This is a genomic window from Flavobacterium acetivorans, from assembly GCF_020911885.1.
GTDB lineage: Bacteria > Bacteroidota > Bacteroidia > Flavobacteriales > Flavobacteriaceae > Flavobacterium > Flavobacterium acetivorans.
This window is the reverse complement of sequence record NZ_CP087132.1, coordinates 1,804,501-1,822,081: the sequence shown is the minus strand read 5'-3', so window position 1 is coordinate 1,822,081 and position 17,581 is coordinate 1,804,501. Positions and strand designations below refer to the sequence as shown.

The window sequence follows — 17,581 nt, the reverse complement described above, 5'->3', positions numbered from 1 at the left end:
TGTCTAAAGTTCTAACACTCTAGACAGCCTTTTATATTTATAAGCTAAAAATTATCTTGAATAATTTGGCGCTTCCTTAGTAATAGTCACATTATGAGGGTGGCTTTCGTTGATACCACTTGCCGTGATACGGACAAAACGTCCTGTTTCCTGCAAAGTAGGAATATCTTTAGCACCACAGTAACCCATTCCGGCACGAAGTCCGCCAATGAATTGTAACATACTTTCGTTCAATTCTCCTTTGTAAGGCACGCGTCCAACGATTCCTTCTGGAACCAATTTTTTTACATCATCTTCAACATCTTGGAAATAACGGTCTTTTGATCCACCTTGCATAGCTTCAACAGAACCCATTCCGCGGTAAGACTTGAATTTTCTTCCTTCGAAAATAATCGTTTCCCCCGGAGATTCTTTGGTCCCTGCCAAAAGTGATCCTAGCATCACACAGTCAGCTCCTGCAGCAATTGCTTTAGGAATATCTCCTGTGTAACGAATTCCTCCATCAGCAATTACCGGAATTCCTGTTCCTTTTAAGGCTGTTGCCACTTCAAGAACGGCAGAAAACTGAGGAAACCCAACACCGGCAACAATACGTGTAGTACAAATAGAACCCGGTCCTATTCCTACTTTCACACCATCGGCACCATTTTCAACTAAATATTTAGCGGCTTCCGGAGTAGCGATGTTCCCTACGATAACATCTATTTGCGGGAATTTAGCTTTTACTTCTTTCAATGTATTGACAACACCTTCAGTATGTCCGTGAGCGGTATCAATAATGATAGCATCTACTCCAGCGTTCACTAAAGCTTCTGCTCTTTGCACTGCGTCTCCTGTTACACCAATAGCTGCCGCAACACGCAAACGTCCGTAAACGTCTTTGTTGGCAATTGGTTTTTGAGTTAATTTAGTGATATCTCTAAAAGTAATCAAGCCTACTAATTTGTAGTCTTTATTTACCACTGGAAGTTTTTCTATTTTGTGCCCTTGCAAAACTACTTCTGCTTGCTCTAAGGAAGTTCCTTCGGCAACGGTAACCAAATTCTCTTTGGTCATCACCTCAACAATTGGTCTACCACTGTTTTTTTCGAAACGCAAATCACGATTGGTAACAATTCCTTTTAAAATTTGATTTTCATCAACAATAGGAATACCACCAATTCCAAATTCTTTCATTGCATTTTTAGCATCAGCCACCGTAGAAGTAAGCGGTAAAGTAACCGGATCGATGATCATTCCTGACTCGGCACGTTTTACTTTACGTACTTTGGCAGCTTGTTGCTCGATAGTCATATTCTTATGCAAAACCCCTATTCCACCTTCTTGAGCCATAGCAATTGCCATAGCACTTTCGGTAACAGTATCCATAGCAGCAGCTACGATAGGAACGTTAAGCGTTATATTTCTTGAAAATTTAGATTGAATACTCACTTCGCGAGGAAGCACATTGGAGTAGTTAGGAACTAATAATACATCATCGTAAGTTAAACCTTCGCCGATAATCTTTGAGCTGTGTGCTATCATGTTGCAATTTCTAGTTGAATTGCGTGCAAATATAGCAAATTATTTTTATTTAAAAAAAGCAAGGCAAGCAATGATTCAAAATAAGACTCTTAAAAATAGTCTTTTATTGTTTTTGACAAATATTTCGTACGAACGAACAATTCCCTAAAAAGTATCGAATTAATCGGGTTCATTGCTGTCTTTGAAAATAAAATTAAATCCAAATTGAAAGGACAGGCTGTTGGCTTTTGAAACATCCTTGTACTCCAAAAGATTGTCAGCCATAACATACATATTGAATTTCCCTAAATCAGCCGACAATCCTAAACCTATATTTTTAGAAGAATAGGAATCTAAAGTATAAGTGGCTTTCATTTGCATCTTGTTAAAAATACTTCTTCTATAATAGGCTGTCAAAGCTGTTATTGGAGTTCTTGGCGTACTCATCATAAATAACTGTGCACCAACTGCATTTTTATATTCCTTGTCCTGTCCCGTACACACACAGTCTTCGTCTCTTGAAGTTCCAAAAGAATATTGATAAGAAGCATTCAGTTTTGTAGGTCTCCAAGTCGTATATTTGGTGTATAATGTATCCAAAGGAATAGCATTTTTGAACTCGTCATAGACATTCTCTACTAAACCTCCCGTACTGAAATTAGGATTCATTCCCTCATATTTATAAAACCCTTCATAAGTATAACTCTCTACATTCTTACTGTGTTTTATAAAACCTACATCAATTATACTGGCTGTCAACTGCATGTTTTTTTGTGGATAATAGGTAAATCCTACATCGAAACCAAGACCTAAATCCCCACCAAAAAGTGCCTTTTTCCTGATATCACGGGCAATATCTCCGTCATAATCTTCAGCAGTAAATTGGGCGATTCCAGAGGTATTGAGTCTCAAACGCGAATAAATCACTTGTTCATAAGCCGTTGTCGTACCGGGAATAGTATAAATATACCCGGAATTCTTAGTAGAAGTAGCATTAAAAGCACTGGAATAAATTTTCGCTCTGGCTCCAAGGATCAATTTTTCAGATACATTTTTATGAAAGCCCACATGCAAAACAGAAACCACCTCTGATTTTACACTTAAATCTCCCAAGTTGAATACCTTTCCTATGTAATCACTATTTCCATCCAAAGCCAGTACGGCCAAATCCTTAGGCATATAACTCCAGAAATCGAATTCCTGATACATTCCAAACGAGATATAGCCTTTATTTTCGAACCAATCTCCTAGTTTAAAACCGCCATTAAAAATTTCGAGTTGCTCATTTAATGCCAAATGATCTTTTCTTGCAGTCGAAAAAACAACATCCCGCAATTTAGTATTGAAATCAATTCCGTTATTAGCGAATAAATCATAAGCCGAAAATCCCGTTGAACCCATATTAACCGAAATTCCCGAAAGTAGCGGAACTCCAAAATAATATTGATACTTAAAATCGGCTCCTGGATTTGTCATTAAAGACTGGGGAACCGAGGTGAAATTATACAAAACTTGTTTGTTCTGGGCTAAGCAACTAATCGATACCAATAGAAGCAAAAATAAATAGGTTTTTCTCATTCTATTGTCAAATAAACGGTTGCGCTAGAACGCATTTTTAAACTTCCCACACTATTTTCATTCAAAGCAGGCCCCGAAGCCATTGTAATTAGAAAACCCATTTTTTTGGAACTTTTTAATAAATCCAACTTTATACCTTCAAAAATATCCGTTTTACTTACAACAACAGCATTTCCCGAATAAGCAGGAACACTAAAAGGAATACTATAAAGAGGCTGATCATTTTGATCAAATAGAATAATATTAAGGAGAAAAGCTCTATTTATAGTGTTAGTTATTTCAAAGGAAAAATCGGCTCTTTGCAAATAACTTCTAAAATATTTATCCCGAAAAAGATCAAAATCCAATGCTTGGAAAGCCACATCAGATTCTATTCCATTCTCGACAAAAGCATTCGCAGGAAGATCAAAATAACTTAGATTTGCCACAACAACAGGCTCTATTTTCAAGTCATTGACTTGATTAAAATCCAAATCACTGCTGCAAGAAGAAAAAAAGATAGTCACTAACAGCGTCAATAAAATTTTATGTAAGCGGTATAATTTCATTTTCTATTTATAATTATAAAAATGTATTTTTAAGGCAATTGATGCTAATGAAATTCCCCAAACAACTTAGAAGCCTCATTATAAGCGCTTTCAAAACTCAAAGGATTCAGCCCGATATTCTCTTTATTGGCAGTGAAATAAGATAACAATTTTTCGGTTGGCATGTTTCCCGTCAAATCGTCCTTGGCCATTGGGCAACCGCCAAATCCTTGAATGGCACCATCGTAACGACGACAACCTGCTTTATAGGCAGCGTCGATTTTCTCAAACCATTTATCAGCTGTGCTATGCAAATGGGCACCAAACTCAATTTGAGGATATTTTGGAATTAAATTCGAAAATAAATATTGGATCACATCTGGAGTAGAACTTCCCACGGTATCAGAAAGCGACAGAATCTTCACACCCATATTGGATAATTTCTCCGTCCAATCGCCAACAATCTCCACATTCCAAGGATCCCCATACGGATTACCAAACCCCATAGACAAATAAGCAACGACTTCCTTATTGCTTTTATTAGCAATTTCCAGAATTTCTTGCAGGCTGATTAAAGATTCGGCTATTGTTTTATGCGTATTTCGCATCTGAAAATTCTCAGATATAGAAAATGGAAAACCTAAATACTGGATCTCTGCATGCTCTGAAGCGATTTCGGCTCCTTTGGTATTAGCAATTATCGCCAGCAATTTACTTGTGGTTTGAGACAAATCCAGTTGTGCCAAAACTTCGGCTGTATCTTGCATTTGCGGAATCGCTTTTGGAGAAACAAAACTTCCAAAATCAATGGAATCAAATCCCACTCGCAACAAAGACTGTATATAAGACACCTTCCTTTCCGTAGGAATAAAGGGTTTAATACCTTGCATGGCATCACGCGGACATTCTATAATTTTTATTGGCTCCATAGATTTTCAAAGATACTAAAAGTTGTAAAGTGGCAAAGGTTCTTACAAACAAACTTTATCAAGAAATGAAAAAGCACAATCCTCGATAAAGAATTGCGCTTTTTTATAGCTATCCGAAATTTTTGCTTACAACCGACTTAAAATCTTTTTGTTAATGGCTTTCACCAAGGCAGGTCCTTCATAAATAAAGCCGGTATACAATTGAATCAAACTTGCGCCAGCTTCCAGTTTTTCGATGGCGTCATCGGCAGAATGAATTCCTCCCACTCCAATAATCGGGAAGGCTTTATTGCTTTTTTGAGACAAAAACCGAATGACTTCTGTAGAACGTTTAGTCAGCGGTTTTCCTGATAAGCCACCTGTTTCTAATTTATTTTCAGATTGCAAACCTTCTCTAGAAATTGTGGTATTGGTCGCAATCACTCCCGCTATTTGGGTTTCTTTGACGATATCAATAATATCCAACAATTGCTCGTCTGTCAAATCAGGAGCAATTTTTAATAAGATTGGCTTTTGTTTTGGCTTAGCCAAATTCTTATTTTGAAGTGTTTGCAACAATTGTGTCAATGGTTCTTTATCCTGCAAAGCGCGAAGATTAGGCGTATTTGGAGAACTCACATTCACCACAAAATAATCAACATAATCGTATAAGGCATCAAAGCAAATTTCGTAATCTGAAGTCGCTTCCTCGTTTGGAGTCAGTTTATTTTTTCCAATATTTCCTCCTATCAAAACGTCTTTATTCGATTTTAATCGCTCTACCGCTTCTCTAACACCGCCGTTATTAAATCCCATTCTGTTGATAATAGCGGAATCTTCTTTAAGACGAAACAAACGTTTTTTTGGGTTTCCTTCCTGTCCTTTTGGCGTTAGGGTTCCTATTTCGATAAAACCAAAGCCAAAATCGGATAATTCCTTATACAACTTAGCGTCTTTATCAAAACCCGCAGCTAATCCTACTGGATTCTTGAATTTCAATCCAAAAACTTCGGTTTCCAATCGCTTGTCATCAACTAAATAAAGTGCTTTAAAAATAGAGGAAAATCCAGGAATTTTTGACGTAAATCGAATTAATGAGAAAGTAAAATAATGGACTTTTTCCGGATCAAAACAAAAAAGTATCGGACGAATTAATAATTTATACATAGTTATTGTGTTGGTGGTGCAAAAGTAAAACTATCTAGTCGATAATTATATGTTTAGAAACTAATTTATTCTTTTGACAATTATCTAAGCTTTTCAACTCCAAAAAAAAGAATGTCATCATAAAAAACAACAATTCACTTCAAAAAGCTCATTCTACAAATAAACCTTATATTTGTACTTCATTAAAAAAACAATTTATGCAACATATTATAGACCGTTTCATCAGTTATGTAACGATTGATACCGAATCAGATCCAAATTCAAATACAACACCAAGTACAGAGAAACAATGGGACTTAGCCAATAAATTAGTAGAAGAACTAAAAGAAATTGGCATGCAAGACGTCACCATAGATGACAAAGCTTACATCATGGCAACTTTACCAAGCAACGTGGATCACGAAGTACCTACAATTGGTTTTATTTCTCACTTTGATACCACTCCTGATTTTACCGGTGCCAATGTAAAACCACAAATCGTTCCTGATTATGACGGCAAAGACATTGTATTAAATAAAGAACAAAACATCATCTTATCTCCTAGCTATTTCAAAGATTTATTGCTTTACAAAGGACAAACTTTGATCACCACGGACGGAACCACTTTATTAGGTGCCGATGACAAAGCCGGAATCACTGAGATCATGACCGCAATGGAATTCTTGATCAACAATCCTGAAATCAAACACGGAAAAATCAGAGTTGGTTTCACTCCCGATGAAGAAATTGGTCGCGGAGCTCATCATTTTGATGTAGATAAATTTGGCGCTGACTGGGCTTACACCATGGACGGAAGTCAGGTAGGCGAATTAGAATATGAAAATTTTAATGCGGCTGGAGCCAAAATCACTTTCAAAGGAAAGAGTGTTCATCCCGGCTACGCCAAAGGAAAAATGATCAACTCCATGTTGATTGCCAATGATTTCATCAATGCCTTACCAAAAGGTGAAACGCCACAAGAAACAAGAGGTTATGAAGGTTTTTTTCATGTTACAGACCTGTCAGGAAGTATTGAAGAAACCAAATTACAACTGATAATCAGAGATCACAGCAAGAAAAAATTCGAAAAACGCAAAGAGCTAATCGAAAAAATTACCCGCAAAATAAATAAGAAATTTGCAAAACAGTTTGGTGAAGATATCGCAATAGCCGAAATCAAAGACCAATATTACAATATGAAAGAAAAGGTAACTCCTGTAAAACATATTGTAGACATTGCCGAAAAAGCCATGAAAGAGCTTAACATCAAACCATTGATAAAACCAATTCGTGGCGGAACAGATGGCTGCCAATTATCATATAAAGGCTTACCTTGCCCAAATATTTTTGCCGGCGGACACAATTTTCACGGAAAATACGAATATGTTCCTGTAGAAAGCATGCAAAAAGCAGTTGAAGTTATCATAAAAATTGCCGAATTGACATCAATGCCTGATTTTGGATTAGACAAAGCGAAAGAAAAAACAAAAAAGAAAAAATAATTGGACTCCTCAAAAGCCAATACATCTACTTGGGACAAGGTCAATAGTTGGTCTGAGGAATTACTATTGCTCCAATCAATTATTGACAAAACCGAACTCGTTGAAACCACAAAATGGGGCGGTATTGTTTACGTACTCAACGGTAAAAATGTTTTGGGCATAGGAGGATTTAAAAATTATTTTACGATTTGGTTTTTCAACGGTGTTTTTCTCAAAGACGAAAAAAAAGTTTTAGTCAACGCTCAGGAAGGTGTAACCAAATCTTTGCGTCAATGGCGTTTTTCAGCTAAGGAAGAAGTCAATGAAAAAGAGGTTTTGAATTATATTCTCGAAGCGATTGAAAATGAAAAGCAAGGAAAACGATTCAAACCAGAAAAGAAAAAAACAATTGTTTCTGATTTTTTAAACAAAGAACTTGAAGCAAATTCTAATCTAAATGAATACTTCAAAAAGTTCAGCAAATACAAACAACAGGAGTTTTTAGAATACATTGAAACTGCCAGAAGAGACGAAACCAAACTTTCGAGAATAGAAAAAATAAAACCCATGATTTTAAAAAACATCGGTTTGAATGACAAATACAAATAAAAAAAGTCCCATTTTCATGGGACTTTTTTACTAATAGCTTACGCTTTTATCTTGTATCCTATCAGGATTATTTTTTTGCTACAGCAGCACTCATTTCCATAGAAATTGCAGAACGCTCCATTTTTAATTTTCCAGCCATTGTTTCTATAACAACTGTAGTATCTGCAAGCTCAGCAACTTTACCATGAAGTCCGCTTTTAGTAACGATTTTATCCCCAACTTTTAAAGCACTTTCAAATTCTTTTTCGTTTTTAGCTCTTTTTTGTTGTGGTCTGATCATAAAAAAATAGATTACTACAAACATTAATAAAAACGGGGCAAACTGACTTAATTGTTCCATAATTTTAAATTCTTTTTTTATTTATTACTCATTACATTAAACCGCGACCGGTCTTATTTAATTTTTTACTGGTTTCCAGCTCTTTAACCAAATTATCTAGAATTCCGTTGATAAAAATACTACTTTTTGGCGTAGAATACTCCTTAGCAAGCTCTAGATATTCATTTAAAGTCACTTTTACAGGAATCGAAGGGAATTTCAAAAATTCACAAATTGCCATTTTAAGTATAATGGTATCCACTTCGGCAATCCTTTCACTATCCCAGTTTGGCGTTTTATCAACAAACTCTTTTGCTAATTCTTTTTCATTCAAAACTGTTTTTCTAAACAAATCTTTCACGAAAGCTTTATCCTCACTATCCTTATAAATTTTAGGTACTCTGAAGTTATCATCCATGATTGGCTTCATGGCCTTCAATTGTTTGATGATATGCGTATTTACCAATGGAATATCGTCAATCCAAGTTAATTTATCATCTTCCAAGTATTCGTACAATTTTTCATTTGGCACAATCACTTCGGTGAATAAATCTACAATAAGCTGCCTGTCTTCTTCAAAAGATTGGGTTGGATTACTCATGTAATCCGTATATATTTTACTTTCCTTAACTGCATTAAGCAACAGTATAATATAATCATCGTTTAACGACCAAGTATTTATTTTACGCGTTTCCAAGGCAATGCTTAGAGAATTATTCTCGGCAAGAATTTCAAAAATGCTGTTTTTAATAAATTTTTCGTTGGGTTTACGCTCCTCGGGAGTTGCAAGATGCTTAAGACTTGATTTATGTAAAAATTCGGTTTCTTTTTTACAAATTTCCATCAAGGAAGAAATCATTGTAAGGTATAAATCTTGAATATTGTCGATACTATAAAAAAGAAATTTCTCTTCTTTTTCCAGATTATCGGATCCGTTTTGATGCATCGCATAAATGGATTGCATGACTTTAACGCGTATGTGTCGTCTATTTACCACCTTGTAAGAACTTTAATTAAATTAGTTTGCAAAAATAAGCATTTCCTTTTTTAAAATAAAATTAAAATCTCAAATAAAGATTTTGCCGTGAATTTACTTTATTTTATAATAAAAAAGCCACCGTTTTCAGAAGCATCTAAAAACGGTGACTTTGAGTTTGAATTAAAAAATCAACTATTTTTTACTATTCTCGATTTTTCTTTGATCAATACGATTCTGCGCGATGGTAAGAGCCGCTTGATGCGTGGTCATTCCATTCTTTATCGCATAATCAAAAATCTCCAAAGTGGTATTGTAGATATTCTCGGTTCTACGCATAATTTCAGCCTTATCATAATGAGCAATTTCAGCATAAACATTGATAATTCCTCCAGCATTAATTAAGAAATCCGGAGCATAAAGAATACCGCGTTCTTGCAAAATAGCACCATGGATATTTTCGTTTGCCAATTGATTATTGGCCGCACCTGCAATCACTTTTGCATTTATTTTATAAACAGTATCGTCATTTATTGTTGCTCCCATAGCACAAGGCGCATAAATATCAACATCGGCAGCATATAAATCGGCACCGGTAAATATTTGTGCATTGTACTTAGAACTTACTTCGTTTAGTTTTTCTTGGTTTATATCGGCAATCGTCACTACAGCGCCTTCTTTTGTCAAATAATCAACTAAGGTTTCTCCTACGTGTCCAATTCCCTGTACCAAAACTTTTTTCCCTGCAAGAACATCCGAACCAAACTGTTGCTTGGCAGCGGCTTTCATCCCCATGTAAACACCATAAGCAGTCACCGGTGATGGATTTCCTGATCCCCCTCTAGATTCTGAGATTCCGGTTACATAAGGTGTCACGTCTCTCACAATATCCATATCGCTGGTTTCCATTCCTACATCTTCAGCGGTAATATACCTTCCGCTCAAAGAATGTACAAACTCACCAAATTTACGCATCAATTCAGGAGTTTTTTGCGTTTTGGCATCCCCTAAAATCACGGCTTTTCCTCCACCAATATCTAATCCTGTAATGGCCGCTTTGTAAGTCATTCCACGAGAAAGACGCAAAACGTCATTTAGCGCATCCCATTCAGTAGCATAATTAAACATACGAGTTCCGCCTAAAGCAGGTCCCATAACTGAATTATGAATACCAATAATTGCTTTTAAACCTGTATCTTTGTCGTTGCAAAATACAACTTGCTCGTGATCGTCAAATGATAATTGTCCAAAAACGGGATCCATTTTTTGAAGTTCCTTTCCTGTTGTGAAAGTTGCATCCATAGTGTTATTTTTTTAAATAGTATTTTTATGAATTTGTCAAAAAGACAAATCAAATTTAAACAAAAAAAACATATATTTTATTTTTGCTCAAAAAAAATACTTATTCGATAAATTCAAATACTAAAAACTCTTTTCAAAAACAACGAAAAAAGCAACAATAACTCTTAAACGATATTATTTCAATACAGAATATCTTAAAAATATGAAAGAATTACTTTATTTAAACAAATACTTTGTCAAATACAAATACCGTTTCTTATTAGGCATTTTATTCACTATAATCGCACAAATTTTTTCCTTGTTCACTCCTAAATTGATCAGTCAATCCTTTAAGGCAATTGAAAACTTTTCAAAAGACAAAAGCATCTCTATAGCCGTAATCCAGGAAGAACTGATTTCGAACATCTTGCTAATTATAGCTACCACTATCATTGCTGGATTTCTTACCTTTTTGATGAGACAAACCCTTATTGTAATGTCTCGTCATATTGAATTTGATTTAAAGAATGAAGTTTTCAGACAATATGAAAATTTATCGCAAAATTTCTATAAAAAAAACCGCACCGGTGATTTGATGAATCGCATCAGTGAAGATGTGTCAAAAGTAAGAATGTACGTGGGTCCCGCCGTAATGTACACCATAAACACGATTATCCGATTTGTAATTGTAATAGTATATATGTACAATGTTTCCCCACGACTAACCCTATATACTATTCTACCATTACCAATACTTTCCTATGCTATTTTCAAACTGAGCACCGAAATCAATAAAAGGAGTACTGTTTTTCAACAATACCTATCTAAAGTTTCGAGTTTTTCACAGGAAATCTTCTCTGGAGTTCGTGTCATAAAAGCGTATTCGCTAGAAGAACAACACCAAGAAAACATGGTAAATTTGGCCAATGAGAGTAAAAATAAAAGCTTAGATCTTGCCAAAGTACAATCGTTATTTGGCCCATTGATGCTGGCTCTTATCGGCATAAGTAATTTAGTGGTTATCTATTTTGGTGGTCTGCTCTATATTGACGGAACCATCAAAAGCATTGGAACAATAGCCGAGTTCATTCTGTACGTGAATATGCTAACTTGGCCCGTTGCTTCCTTAGGCTGGGTCTCTTCGATGGTACAAGAAGCAGAGGCTTCTCAAAAAAGACTAAATGAATTCCTTAAAATAGATCCGGAAATAAAAAATAAAAATACAAATCATTCCAGCATTGAAGGTTCCATTGTATTCGAAAACGTGAGCTACACTTATGAGGATACCAATATAAAAGCAATACAAGATATCTCTTTCACAGTAAAAAAAGGAGAAACGCTCGCTATCCTTGGAAAAACAGGCTCAGGAAAATCAACGGTTTTATCGTTAATTTCCAGACTGTATGACGTTACCGAAGGAAAAATAACAATTGATAAAAATGAAATCAGTACTTTGAATCTTTTTGATTTAAGAAACAGCATTGGAATCGTTCCGCAGGATGCCTTCTTATTTTCAGATTCGATTAAAAACAATATCAAGTTTGGCAAAGAAGAAGCGACGGATGAGCAAGTAAAATCAGCATCCAAAAGCGCGGTTATTCACGACAACATCATGGGTTTCAACAAACAGTACGACACTGTTCTAGGCGAAAGAGGAATCACATTATCCGGAGGACAAAAACAAAGAGTTTCTATTGCAAGAGCTATTATCAAGAATCCGCCTATCTTACTTTTTGACGACTGCCTATCTGCCGTTGACACAGAAACTGAAGAAGCAATTCTAAACAACCTCAACGCAATTTGCAAAGACAAAACCACAATTATCGTGAGTCACAGAGTCTCCTCGGCAAAAAATGCAGATAAAATAATCATTTTAGACAACGGAAAAATAATACAACAAGGCTCTCATAATCAGTTAATAAATCAAGAAGGCTATTATTCTTCGCTTTATTTGAAACAACTTTCGGAAAAAGAAATGCTATAATTGTTGCGTAATACATATATTTTTAAGATTTTTGGTTACTACTTAACAACCATTAATTGAGAGAACGGATTATGAGAGAAAATGACATGTTAGAAAAAGAAGAAATTTTTTCTAAAGTTTTGCGTGCTGGAAGAAGAACTTACTTTTTTGATGTAAGAGCGACAAAAGCAGATGATTATTACATTACGATTACTGAGAGTAAGAAATTCACTGAGGAAGACGGATCTTTTCACTTCAAAAAACACAAAATTTATTTATACAAAGAAGATTTTGCCGCTTTCGCAGAAATTCTTAACGACATGACTTCTTATGTTTTAAACCATAAAGGAGAAGAAGTAATCTCAGAAAGACACCAAAAAGATTTCAAAAAAGAATATGCCACCGAAAAAGCAATGGCAGACGAAATACTACCTCAAACATCAAGCTTTACTGATATTGATTTTGACGACATTTAATTTTTAAATCTAAGTTAAACATCTTACTTATTTCAACAAAAGTCCAAAAATCAAAAGGTTTTTGGACTTTTTTATAACTGCAAAATACAAGAAGTCATTTATTGAGACCCTAAAACAGCAGTTGCCATAAAATGCCACTCTTATCCAATGGCAACACCCTATAAAAGTCTGAAAATCATATGATTTTCAGACTTTTTATTTACATTTATAAAGCCTAATTTAATATGCTTTCTTTTGAAAAATATAAGCCGTACCGTTTGGATTTTATCACTAGTCAGCTTGTTTACAGATACGGCAAGCGAAATGCTATATCCCATAATGCCCATCTACTTGAAATCTATTGGTTTTTCTATCCTGCTCATCGGTATTCTGGAAGGCGTTGCCGAGGCTACAGCGGGACTGAGTAAAGGCTATTTTGGTAAACGTTCCGATTTGACAGGAAAAAGACTGCCTTTTATACAAATTGGTTATACGTTGAGCGCCATTTCTAAACCTATGATGGCACTATTTATTTATCCGCTTTGGATTTTCTTTGCTCGAACAATTGACCGCATGGGAAAAGGAATCCGAACCGGAGCAAGAGACGCCTTACTTTCTGAAGAAGCAACACCTCAAACTAAAGGAAAAATATTCGGATTCCATCGTTCTATGGATACCTTGGGTGCTGTATTAGGGCCATTACTCGCTTTAGGCTACCTCCATTTCTACCCACAGGATTATAAAACCTTATTTTACATCGCTTTTATTCCTGGTCTTTTGGCTGTAAGCGCTTCCTTTTTCCTAAAAGAACATAAAAGTAACATTGCAACAGAAAAAAACACAACCTCTTTTTTCTCTTTCTTCAACTATTGGAAAGCGAGTCCAATCATGTATCGCAAAGTTGTCATTGGACTCTTAGCCTTTACATTATTCAACAGCTCTGATGTATTCTTATTGCTTAAAGCAAAAGAGTCCGGATTGAGCGATACGGCAGTGATTGGCATTTATATTTTCTATAATCTCGTTTATGCTTTGTTTGCTTTTCCGCTAGGAATATTAGCAGATAAAATTGGATTAAAAAAAATGCTGATTTTAGGAATTGGTATTTTCTCTCTTGTTTATTTCGGAATGGGATTCAAACACAACATCCCTATTTTCGTTGGCTTATTTTCTCTTTATGGAATTTATGCCGCTGCTACCGAGGGAATCTCAAAAGCCTGGATCAGCAATATTTCTGACAAGAAGGATACTGCAACAGCCATAGGTACTTATTCTGCTTTTCAAAGTATTTGCACTATGCTGGCCAGCTCAATAGCTGGCTTGATCTGGTATCAATTTGGAGCCAATATCACTTTCTTCTTAACTGGTTTTGCGAGTATTTTAGTTTTGTTGTATTTTGTTTTGATGACTCAAGAAAAGAAATAAGGCAACTATTATAAAACAGAGAACCTCAAATTTAATGAATGTAAAATCTTATATTTGAATAGTATATCACAATTTTATTAAAATGTCCAAAAGAATAAACATTCCTGAAAACATTGTTGGTCTCAATGATCTAGAAGTTCTAACTTCTAGGAAGCAATTTGGTACTAACGAGCAAATACAAAAACACAAACACAAATGGTGGCTGGCCATTTTTGAACTATTCAAAGACCCAATGCTCTTACTGTTGATTGCGGTAGCCATTCTTTACTTTATCATGGGACAAAATGATGAAGCTTATTTTATGCTCGTCGCTTTAGTTGCCGTTTCCGGAATTTCCTTTTATCAAGACAATCGCAGCCGAATAGCCTTAGAAGCTTTAGAAAAACTAAACGAACCATTGAGCACCGTTCTTAGAAACGGATTCACAACAAGTATCCCCACTAAAGAAATTGTCATCGACGACCTTGTTGTTGCCGAAGAAGGAAACACCATCAATGCTGATGGGGAAATTATTCACAGTAACGATTTCTCTGTAAACGAAGCCTCTCTTACTGGCGAAGCCTATGCTGTATTCAAATCTGAAAAAACAGAGGTAAAAACTGTATACAGCGGCACCTTAGTCGCTTCAGGCTTGGCCGTTTATAAGGTTAACCAAATTGGTTCTAACACAGCAATTGGAAAATTAGGAAGCAGCTTATTAGATATTCAAGAAACACCAACTCCTTTACAACTGCAAATTCAAAAATTCGTTAAAGGAATGGCTATTGTAGGGATTGCCATTTTCTTATTGGTTTGGGGTGTTTATTTTTGGAAAACACAAGACATTCTTCATAGCTTATTGAAAGGATTAACACTTGCTATGTCCATTCTTCCCGAAGAAATTCCAGTAGCACTCACCACTTTTATGGCCTTGGGTTCTTGGCGCTTGATGAAAGAAGGCGTCATTGTTAAAAAAATCAGGACGGTAGAAACTTTAGGAGGAGCTACTATAATTTGTACCGACAAAACTGGAACGATCACCGAAAACAAAATGAGTCTGCAATCCGTTTATGCTTTCAGCAGCGACCAATTGTATGAAAAAGAGAATTGGAAAGATCCCGAAGCCAAAAAAGTAATTGAAACCGCCATGTGGGCAAGCGAGCCTGTTCCTTTTGACCCGATGGAAAAAAACCTGCATCATGAATACCAAAAAACAACCAACAAAGATTCCAGAAGAGAATTTTCTATGGTTCATGAATATCCGCTGGACGGAAAACCGCCCATGATGACACACGTTTTTCAAAATCAAGAAGGCAAACGAATTATTGCTGCCAAAGGAGGCCCAGAAACCATAATAAAAGTCTCTAAACTCACCCCTGAAGAAGAAGCTAAAATATACAAAACGATTACCGCCTTATCTTCTCAAGGTTATCGAATACTCGGAGTTTGTTATTCTGATTTTGAAGGCACTGATTTTCCAAAATCCCAACAAGAAATTCTTTTTCATTTTATGGGTCTGGTCGTATTTTACGATCCTCCAAAATCAAATATCAAGGAAGTAATTCAACAATTTTATGAAGCAGGAATCCAGCTAAAAGTAGTAACAGGAGACAATACACTTACCACTAAAGCCATTGCCGAAAAAGCAGGAATCAAAAACGTGGATTCCATAATGGAAGGCGCCGAAATCATGAAACTGAATGAAATCGAAATGCTAAAAGCCATCCACGACACCACTCTTTTGACCCGTATGTTTCCCGAAGCCAAACTTAAGGTGGTCAATGCGCTTATCAAAGACAATCAAGTTGTGGCAATGGTTGGTGATGGTGTAAATGACGGCCCGGCCTTGAAAGCATCCAACATTGGTGTTGCCATGGGAAAAAAAGGAACCGAAATCGCAAAAAATGCCGCCGATCTGATTCTGATTGACGATGATTTATCCAAAATGATAGTGGCCGTTGCAGCCGGACGCCGCATTTATACCAATCTTAAAAAAGCGGTACAATATATCGTTTCTATTCATATCCCCATTATTCTTACGGTTTCTTTACCACTTTTTTTGGGCTGGATTTATCCTGATATATTCACTCCCGTTCACGTAATTTTCCTTGAACTGGTTATGGGACCAATGTGCTCTATTGTTTATGAAAATGAACCTGCCGAGAAAAACAGTATGCAACAGCCACCTCGCCCATTGAGCAACACTTTTTTATCCTTAAAAGAGATGGGCATAAGTATCGTTCAGGGCCTTGCCATAACTATAGGTATTTTATTTATTTACCAATGGACCGTGCAAAATGGCGGCAGCGAACAACTAACCCGAACCATGGTTTTTACCACTTTAGTTTTTTCAAATGTTATTCTTTCACTGGTAAATCGTTCCTTTTATTATTCGGTTTTTTCTTCGTTGAAAAATAAAAATAACATGATGGTATTTGCTAATTCACTAACCCTACTTTTCCTAATCATGATAGTATACATCAACCCTATTGCTACTTTTTTCGCCGTCCTTCCTTTAGAGTTCAGCCAAATTGGAATTTGTATTGTTGTAAGTACAGTTTCGGTGCTTTGGATTGAAATTTGGAAATGGAATAAACGTGCCAACAAAAAACAACTAAAATAAAAATCATGAAAAGTCCAATCGTATCTGTAGACTGGCTCCACGAACATCTTGAAGATCCTGAATTGATTGTACTCGAAGCCATTTTAGATACTCCTTCCCAAGATATTCAAATCAAAAGGGCGCGTCTTTTTGACATCAAAAACAAATTCAGCGACACGAGCAATCCTTTACCCAATACACTCCCGAGCCCGGAGGATTTTGCCATTGCCTGTCAAAAAATAGGCATTGACAACAACAGTAAAATTGTGGTCTATGATACCAAAGGAATTTATTCCAGTCCAAGGGCATGGTGGCTCTTTAAAATTATGGGGCACGAGAAGGTTTGGGTTCTCGATGGCGGACTACCCTCTTGGTTAAACGAAAACTATCCTACCGAAAACAGACAAGAACCATCCTATCCCAAAGGAAATTTTGTAGTCCATTTCCAACCCCAATTAGTTAAAACCAAAGAGCAACTTTTAAAAAACATACAATCCAAAAAAAGCTTAGTGGTAGATGCGCGTTCAACAGACCGTTTTCAAGGTGAAACCAAAGAACCAAGAGTGGGTTTAAGAAGCGGACACATTCCCGGATCTATAAACATTCCCTATACTCAAGTTCTAAAAAACGGTAAATTTTTACCCAAAGAGGAATTAAAAAAAATATTACCACAACAAGACAAAAACCTAATCTTCAGCTGTGGCTCTGGTATAACGGCTTGTATTGATTTGATTGCCTACGAACTGATTTCAGACAAAGCTAAAGCTGTTTATGATGGTTCTTGGACCGAATGGGGTCAAGATGAAAATTTACCAATAGAAAAATAAAA

Annotated in this window: 15 protein-coding genes; 7 read left to right on the top strand and 8 right to left on the bottom strand. The window is 35.9% G+C overall.

Annotated features, from left to right (window positions below; all coding sequences use genetic code 11):
* Positions 1-51: 51 nt before the first annotated feature.
* The 5 genes from guaB to LNP19_RS08000 form a co-directional block, all read right to left on the bottom strand.
* A complete protein-coding gene (gene guaB / locus LNP19_RS08020) occupies positions 52-1,524 on the bottom strand; it encodes an IMP dehydrogenase (RefSeq protein ID WP_230061420.1) in 1,473 nt (490 codons plus the stop codon).
* 159 nt (positions 1,525-1,683) lie between these two features.
* Positions 1,684-3,081: a DUF5723 family protein gene (locus tag LNP19_RS08015; RefSeq protein ID WP_230061419.1), complete on the bottom strand. Its 1,398-nt coding sequence runs from the start codon at positions 3,079-3,081 to the stop codon at positions 1,684-1,686.
* On the bottom strand, positions 3,078-3,629 hold the full coding sequence (locus LNP19_RS08010) for a hypothetical protein (RefSeq protein ID WP_230061418.1): 552 nt from the start codon (positions 3,627-3,629) through the stop codon (positions 3,078-3,080). Before LNP19_RS08010 ends, LNP19_RS08015 begins: the two co-directional genes overlap by 4 nt.
* Positions 3,630-3,673: 44 nt before the next feature.
* Positions 3,674-4,537 carry a hydroxymethylglutaryl-CoA lyase gene (locus LNP19_RS08005; protein ID WP_230061417.1) on the bottom strand — a complete coding sequence of 288 codons (864 nt, stop codon included), beginning with the start codon at positions 4,535-4,537 and terminating at the stop codon, positions 3,674-3,676.
* Positions 4,538-4,663: 126 nt separating this feature from the next.
* Positions 4,664-5,683: a quinone-dependent dihydroorotate dehydrogenase gene (locus LNP19_RS08000; RefSeq protein WP_230061416.1), complete on the bottom strand. Its 1,020-nt coding sequence runs from the start codon at positions 5,681-5,683 to the stop codon at positions 4,664-4,666.
* A gap of 197 nt (positions 5,684-5,880) precedes the next feature.
* Here LNP19_RS08000 and pepT point away from each other — a divergent pair, with 197 nt between their 5' ends.
* Together pepT and LNP19_RS07990 are read left to right on the top strand one after the other, a co-directional pair.
* A complete protein-coding gene (pepT, locus tag LNP19_RS07995) occupies positions 5,881-7,164 on the top strand; it encodes a peptidase T (RefSeq protein ID WP_230061415.1) in 1,284 nt (427 codons plus the stop codon).
* Positions 7,165-7,752, top strand: a complete 588-nt coding sequence (locus LNP19_RS07990) for a YdeI/OmpD-associated family protein (protein WP_230061414.1) — start codon at positions 7,165-7,167, stop codon at positions 7,750-7,752. It begins immediately after the preceding gene.
* A gap of 67 nt (positions 7,753-7,819) precedes the next feature.
* On the opposite strand, the gene yajC is transcribed toward LNP19_RS07990, so the two are convergent.
* From yajC to LNP19_RS07975, 3 genes are all read right to left on the bottom strand, one after another.
* The gene (gene yajC / locus LNP19_RS07985; RefSeq protein WP_230061413.1) at positions 7,820-8,092 is read right to left on the bottom strand and encodes a preprotein translocase subunit YajC; all 273 of its coding nucleotides are present in this window, start codon (positions 8,090-8,092) and stop codon (positions 7,820-7,822) included.
* 31 nt (positions 8,093-8,123) lie between these two features.
* A complete protein-coding gene (gene nusB, locus LNP19_RS07980; protein ID WP_230061412.1) occupies positions 8,124-9,035 on the bottom strand; it encodes a transcription antitermination factor NusB in 912 nt (303 codons plus the stop codon).
* 207 nt (positions 9,036-9,242) lie between these two features.
* Positions 9,243-10,349, bottom strand: coding sequence for a Glu/Leu/Phe/Val family dehydrogenase (locus LNP19_RS07975; RefSeq protein WP_305070135.1), 1,107 nt, complete (start codon positions 10,347-10,349; stop codon positions 9,243-9,245).
* A gap of 202 nt (positions 10,350-10,551) precedes the next feature.
* On the opposite strand from LNP19_RS07975, the gene LNP19_RS07970 reads away from it, so the two are divergent.
* From LNP19_RS07970 to LNP19_RS07950, 5 genes are all read left to right on the top strand, one after another.
* Positions 10,552-12,312, top strand: a complete 1,761-nt coding sequence (locus LNP19_RS07970; protein ID WP_230061411.1) for an ABC transporter ATP-binding protein — start codon at positions 10,552-10,554, stop codon at positions 12,310-12,312.
* 71 nt (positions 12,313-12,383) lie between these two features.
* A complete protein-coding gene (locus LNP19_RS07965) occupies positions 12,384-12,767 on the top strand; it encodes a PUR family DNA/RNA-binding protein (protein ID WP_230061410.1) in 384 nt (127 codons plus the stop codon).
* A 234-nt stretch (positions 12,768-13,001) separates the two neighbouring features.
* Positions 13,002-14,171, top strand: coding sequence for an MFS transporter (locus LNP19_RS07960; RefSeq protein ID WP_230061409.1), 1,170 nt, complete (start codon positions 13,002-13,004; stop codon positions 14,169-14,171).
* 82 nt (positions 14,172-14,253) lie between these two features.
* Positions 14,254-16,773, top strand: a complete 2,520-nt coding sequence (locus LNP19_RS07955; protein WP_230061408.1) for a cation-translocating P-type ATPase — start codon at positions 14,254-14,256, stop codon at positions 16,771-16,773.
* A 5-nt stretch (positions 16,774-16,778) separates the two neighbouring features.
* Positions 16,779-17,579, top strand: coding sequence for a sulfurtransferase (locus tag LNP19_RS07950; RefSeq protein WP_230061407.1), 801 nt, complete (start codon positions 16,779-16,781; stop codon positions 17,577-17,579).
* Positions 17,580-17,581 lie beyond the last annotated feature (2 nt).

Coding starts and splice junctions, on each gene's coding strand:
- nusB (WP_230061412.1), bottom strand. CDS start 9,035: ATGCAATCCATTTATGCGATGCATCAAAACGGATCCGATAATCTGGAA.
- guaB (WP_230061420.1), bottom strand. CDS start 1,524: ATGATAGCACACAGCTCAAAGATTATCGGCGAAGGTTTAACTTACGAT.
- LNP19_RS07950 (WP_230061407.1), top strand. CDS start 16,779: ATGAAAAGTCCAATCGTATCTGTAGACTGGCTCCACGAACATCTTGAA.
- LNP19_RS08010 (WP_230061418.1), bottom strand. CDS start 3,629: ATGAAATTATACCGCTTACATAAAATTTTATTGACGCTGTTAGTGACT.
- LNP19_RS07955 (WP_230061408.1), top strand. CDS start 14,254: ATGTCCAAAAGAATAAACATTCCTGAAAACATTGTTGGTCTCAATGAT.
- LNP19_RS08005 (WP_230061417.1), bottom strand. CDS start 4,537: ATGGAGCCAATAAAAATTATAGAATGTCCGCGTGATGCCATGCAAGGT.
- pepT (WP_230061415.1), top strand. CDS start 5,881: ATGCAACATATTATAGACCGTTTCATCAGTTATGTAACGATTGATACC.
- LNP19_RS07965 (WP_230061410.1), top strand. CDS start 12,384: ATGAGAGAAAATGACATGTTAGAAAAAGAAGAAATTTTTTCTAAAGTT.
- LNP19_RS07970 (WP_230061411.1), top strand. CDS start 10,552: ATGAAAGAATTACTTTATTTAAACAAATACTTTGTCAAATACAAATAC.
- LNP19_RS07975 (WP_305070135.1), bottom strand. CDS start 10,349: ATGGATGCAACTTTCACAACAGGAAAGGAACTTCAAAAAATGGATCCC.
- LNP19_RS08015 (WP_230061419.1), bottom strand. CDS start 3,081: ATGAGAAAAACCTATTTATTTTTGCTTCTATTGGTATCGATTAGTTGC.
- yajC (WP_230061413.1), bottom strand. CDS start 8,092: ATGGAACAATTAAGTCAGTTTGCCCCGTTTTTATTAATGTTTGTAGTA.
- LNP19_RS08000 (WP_230061416.1), bottom strand. CDS start 5,683: ATGTATAAATTATTAATTCGTCCGATACTTTTTTGTTTTGATCCGGAA.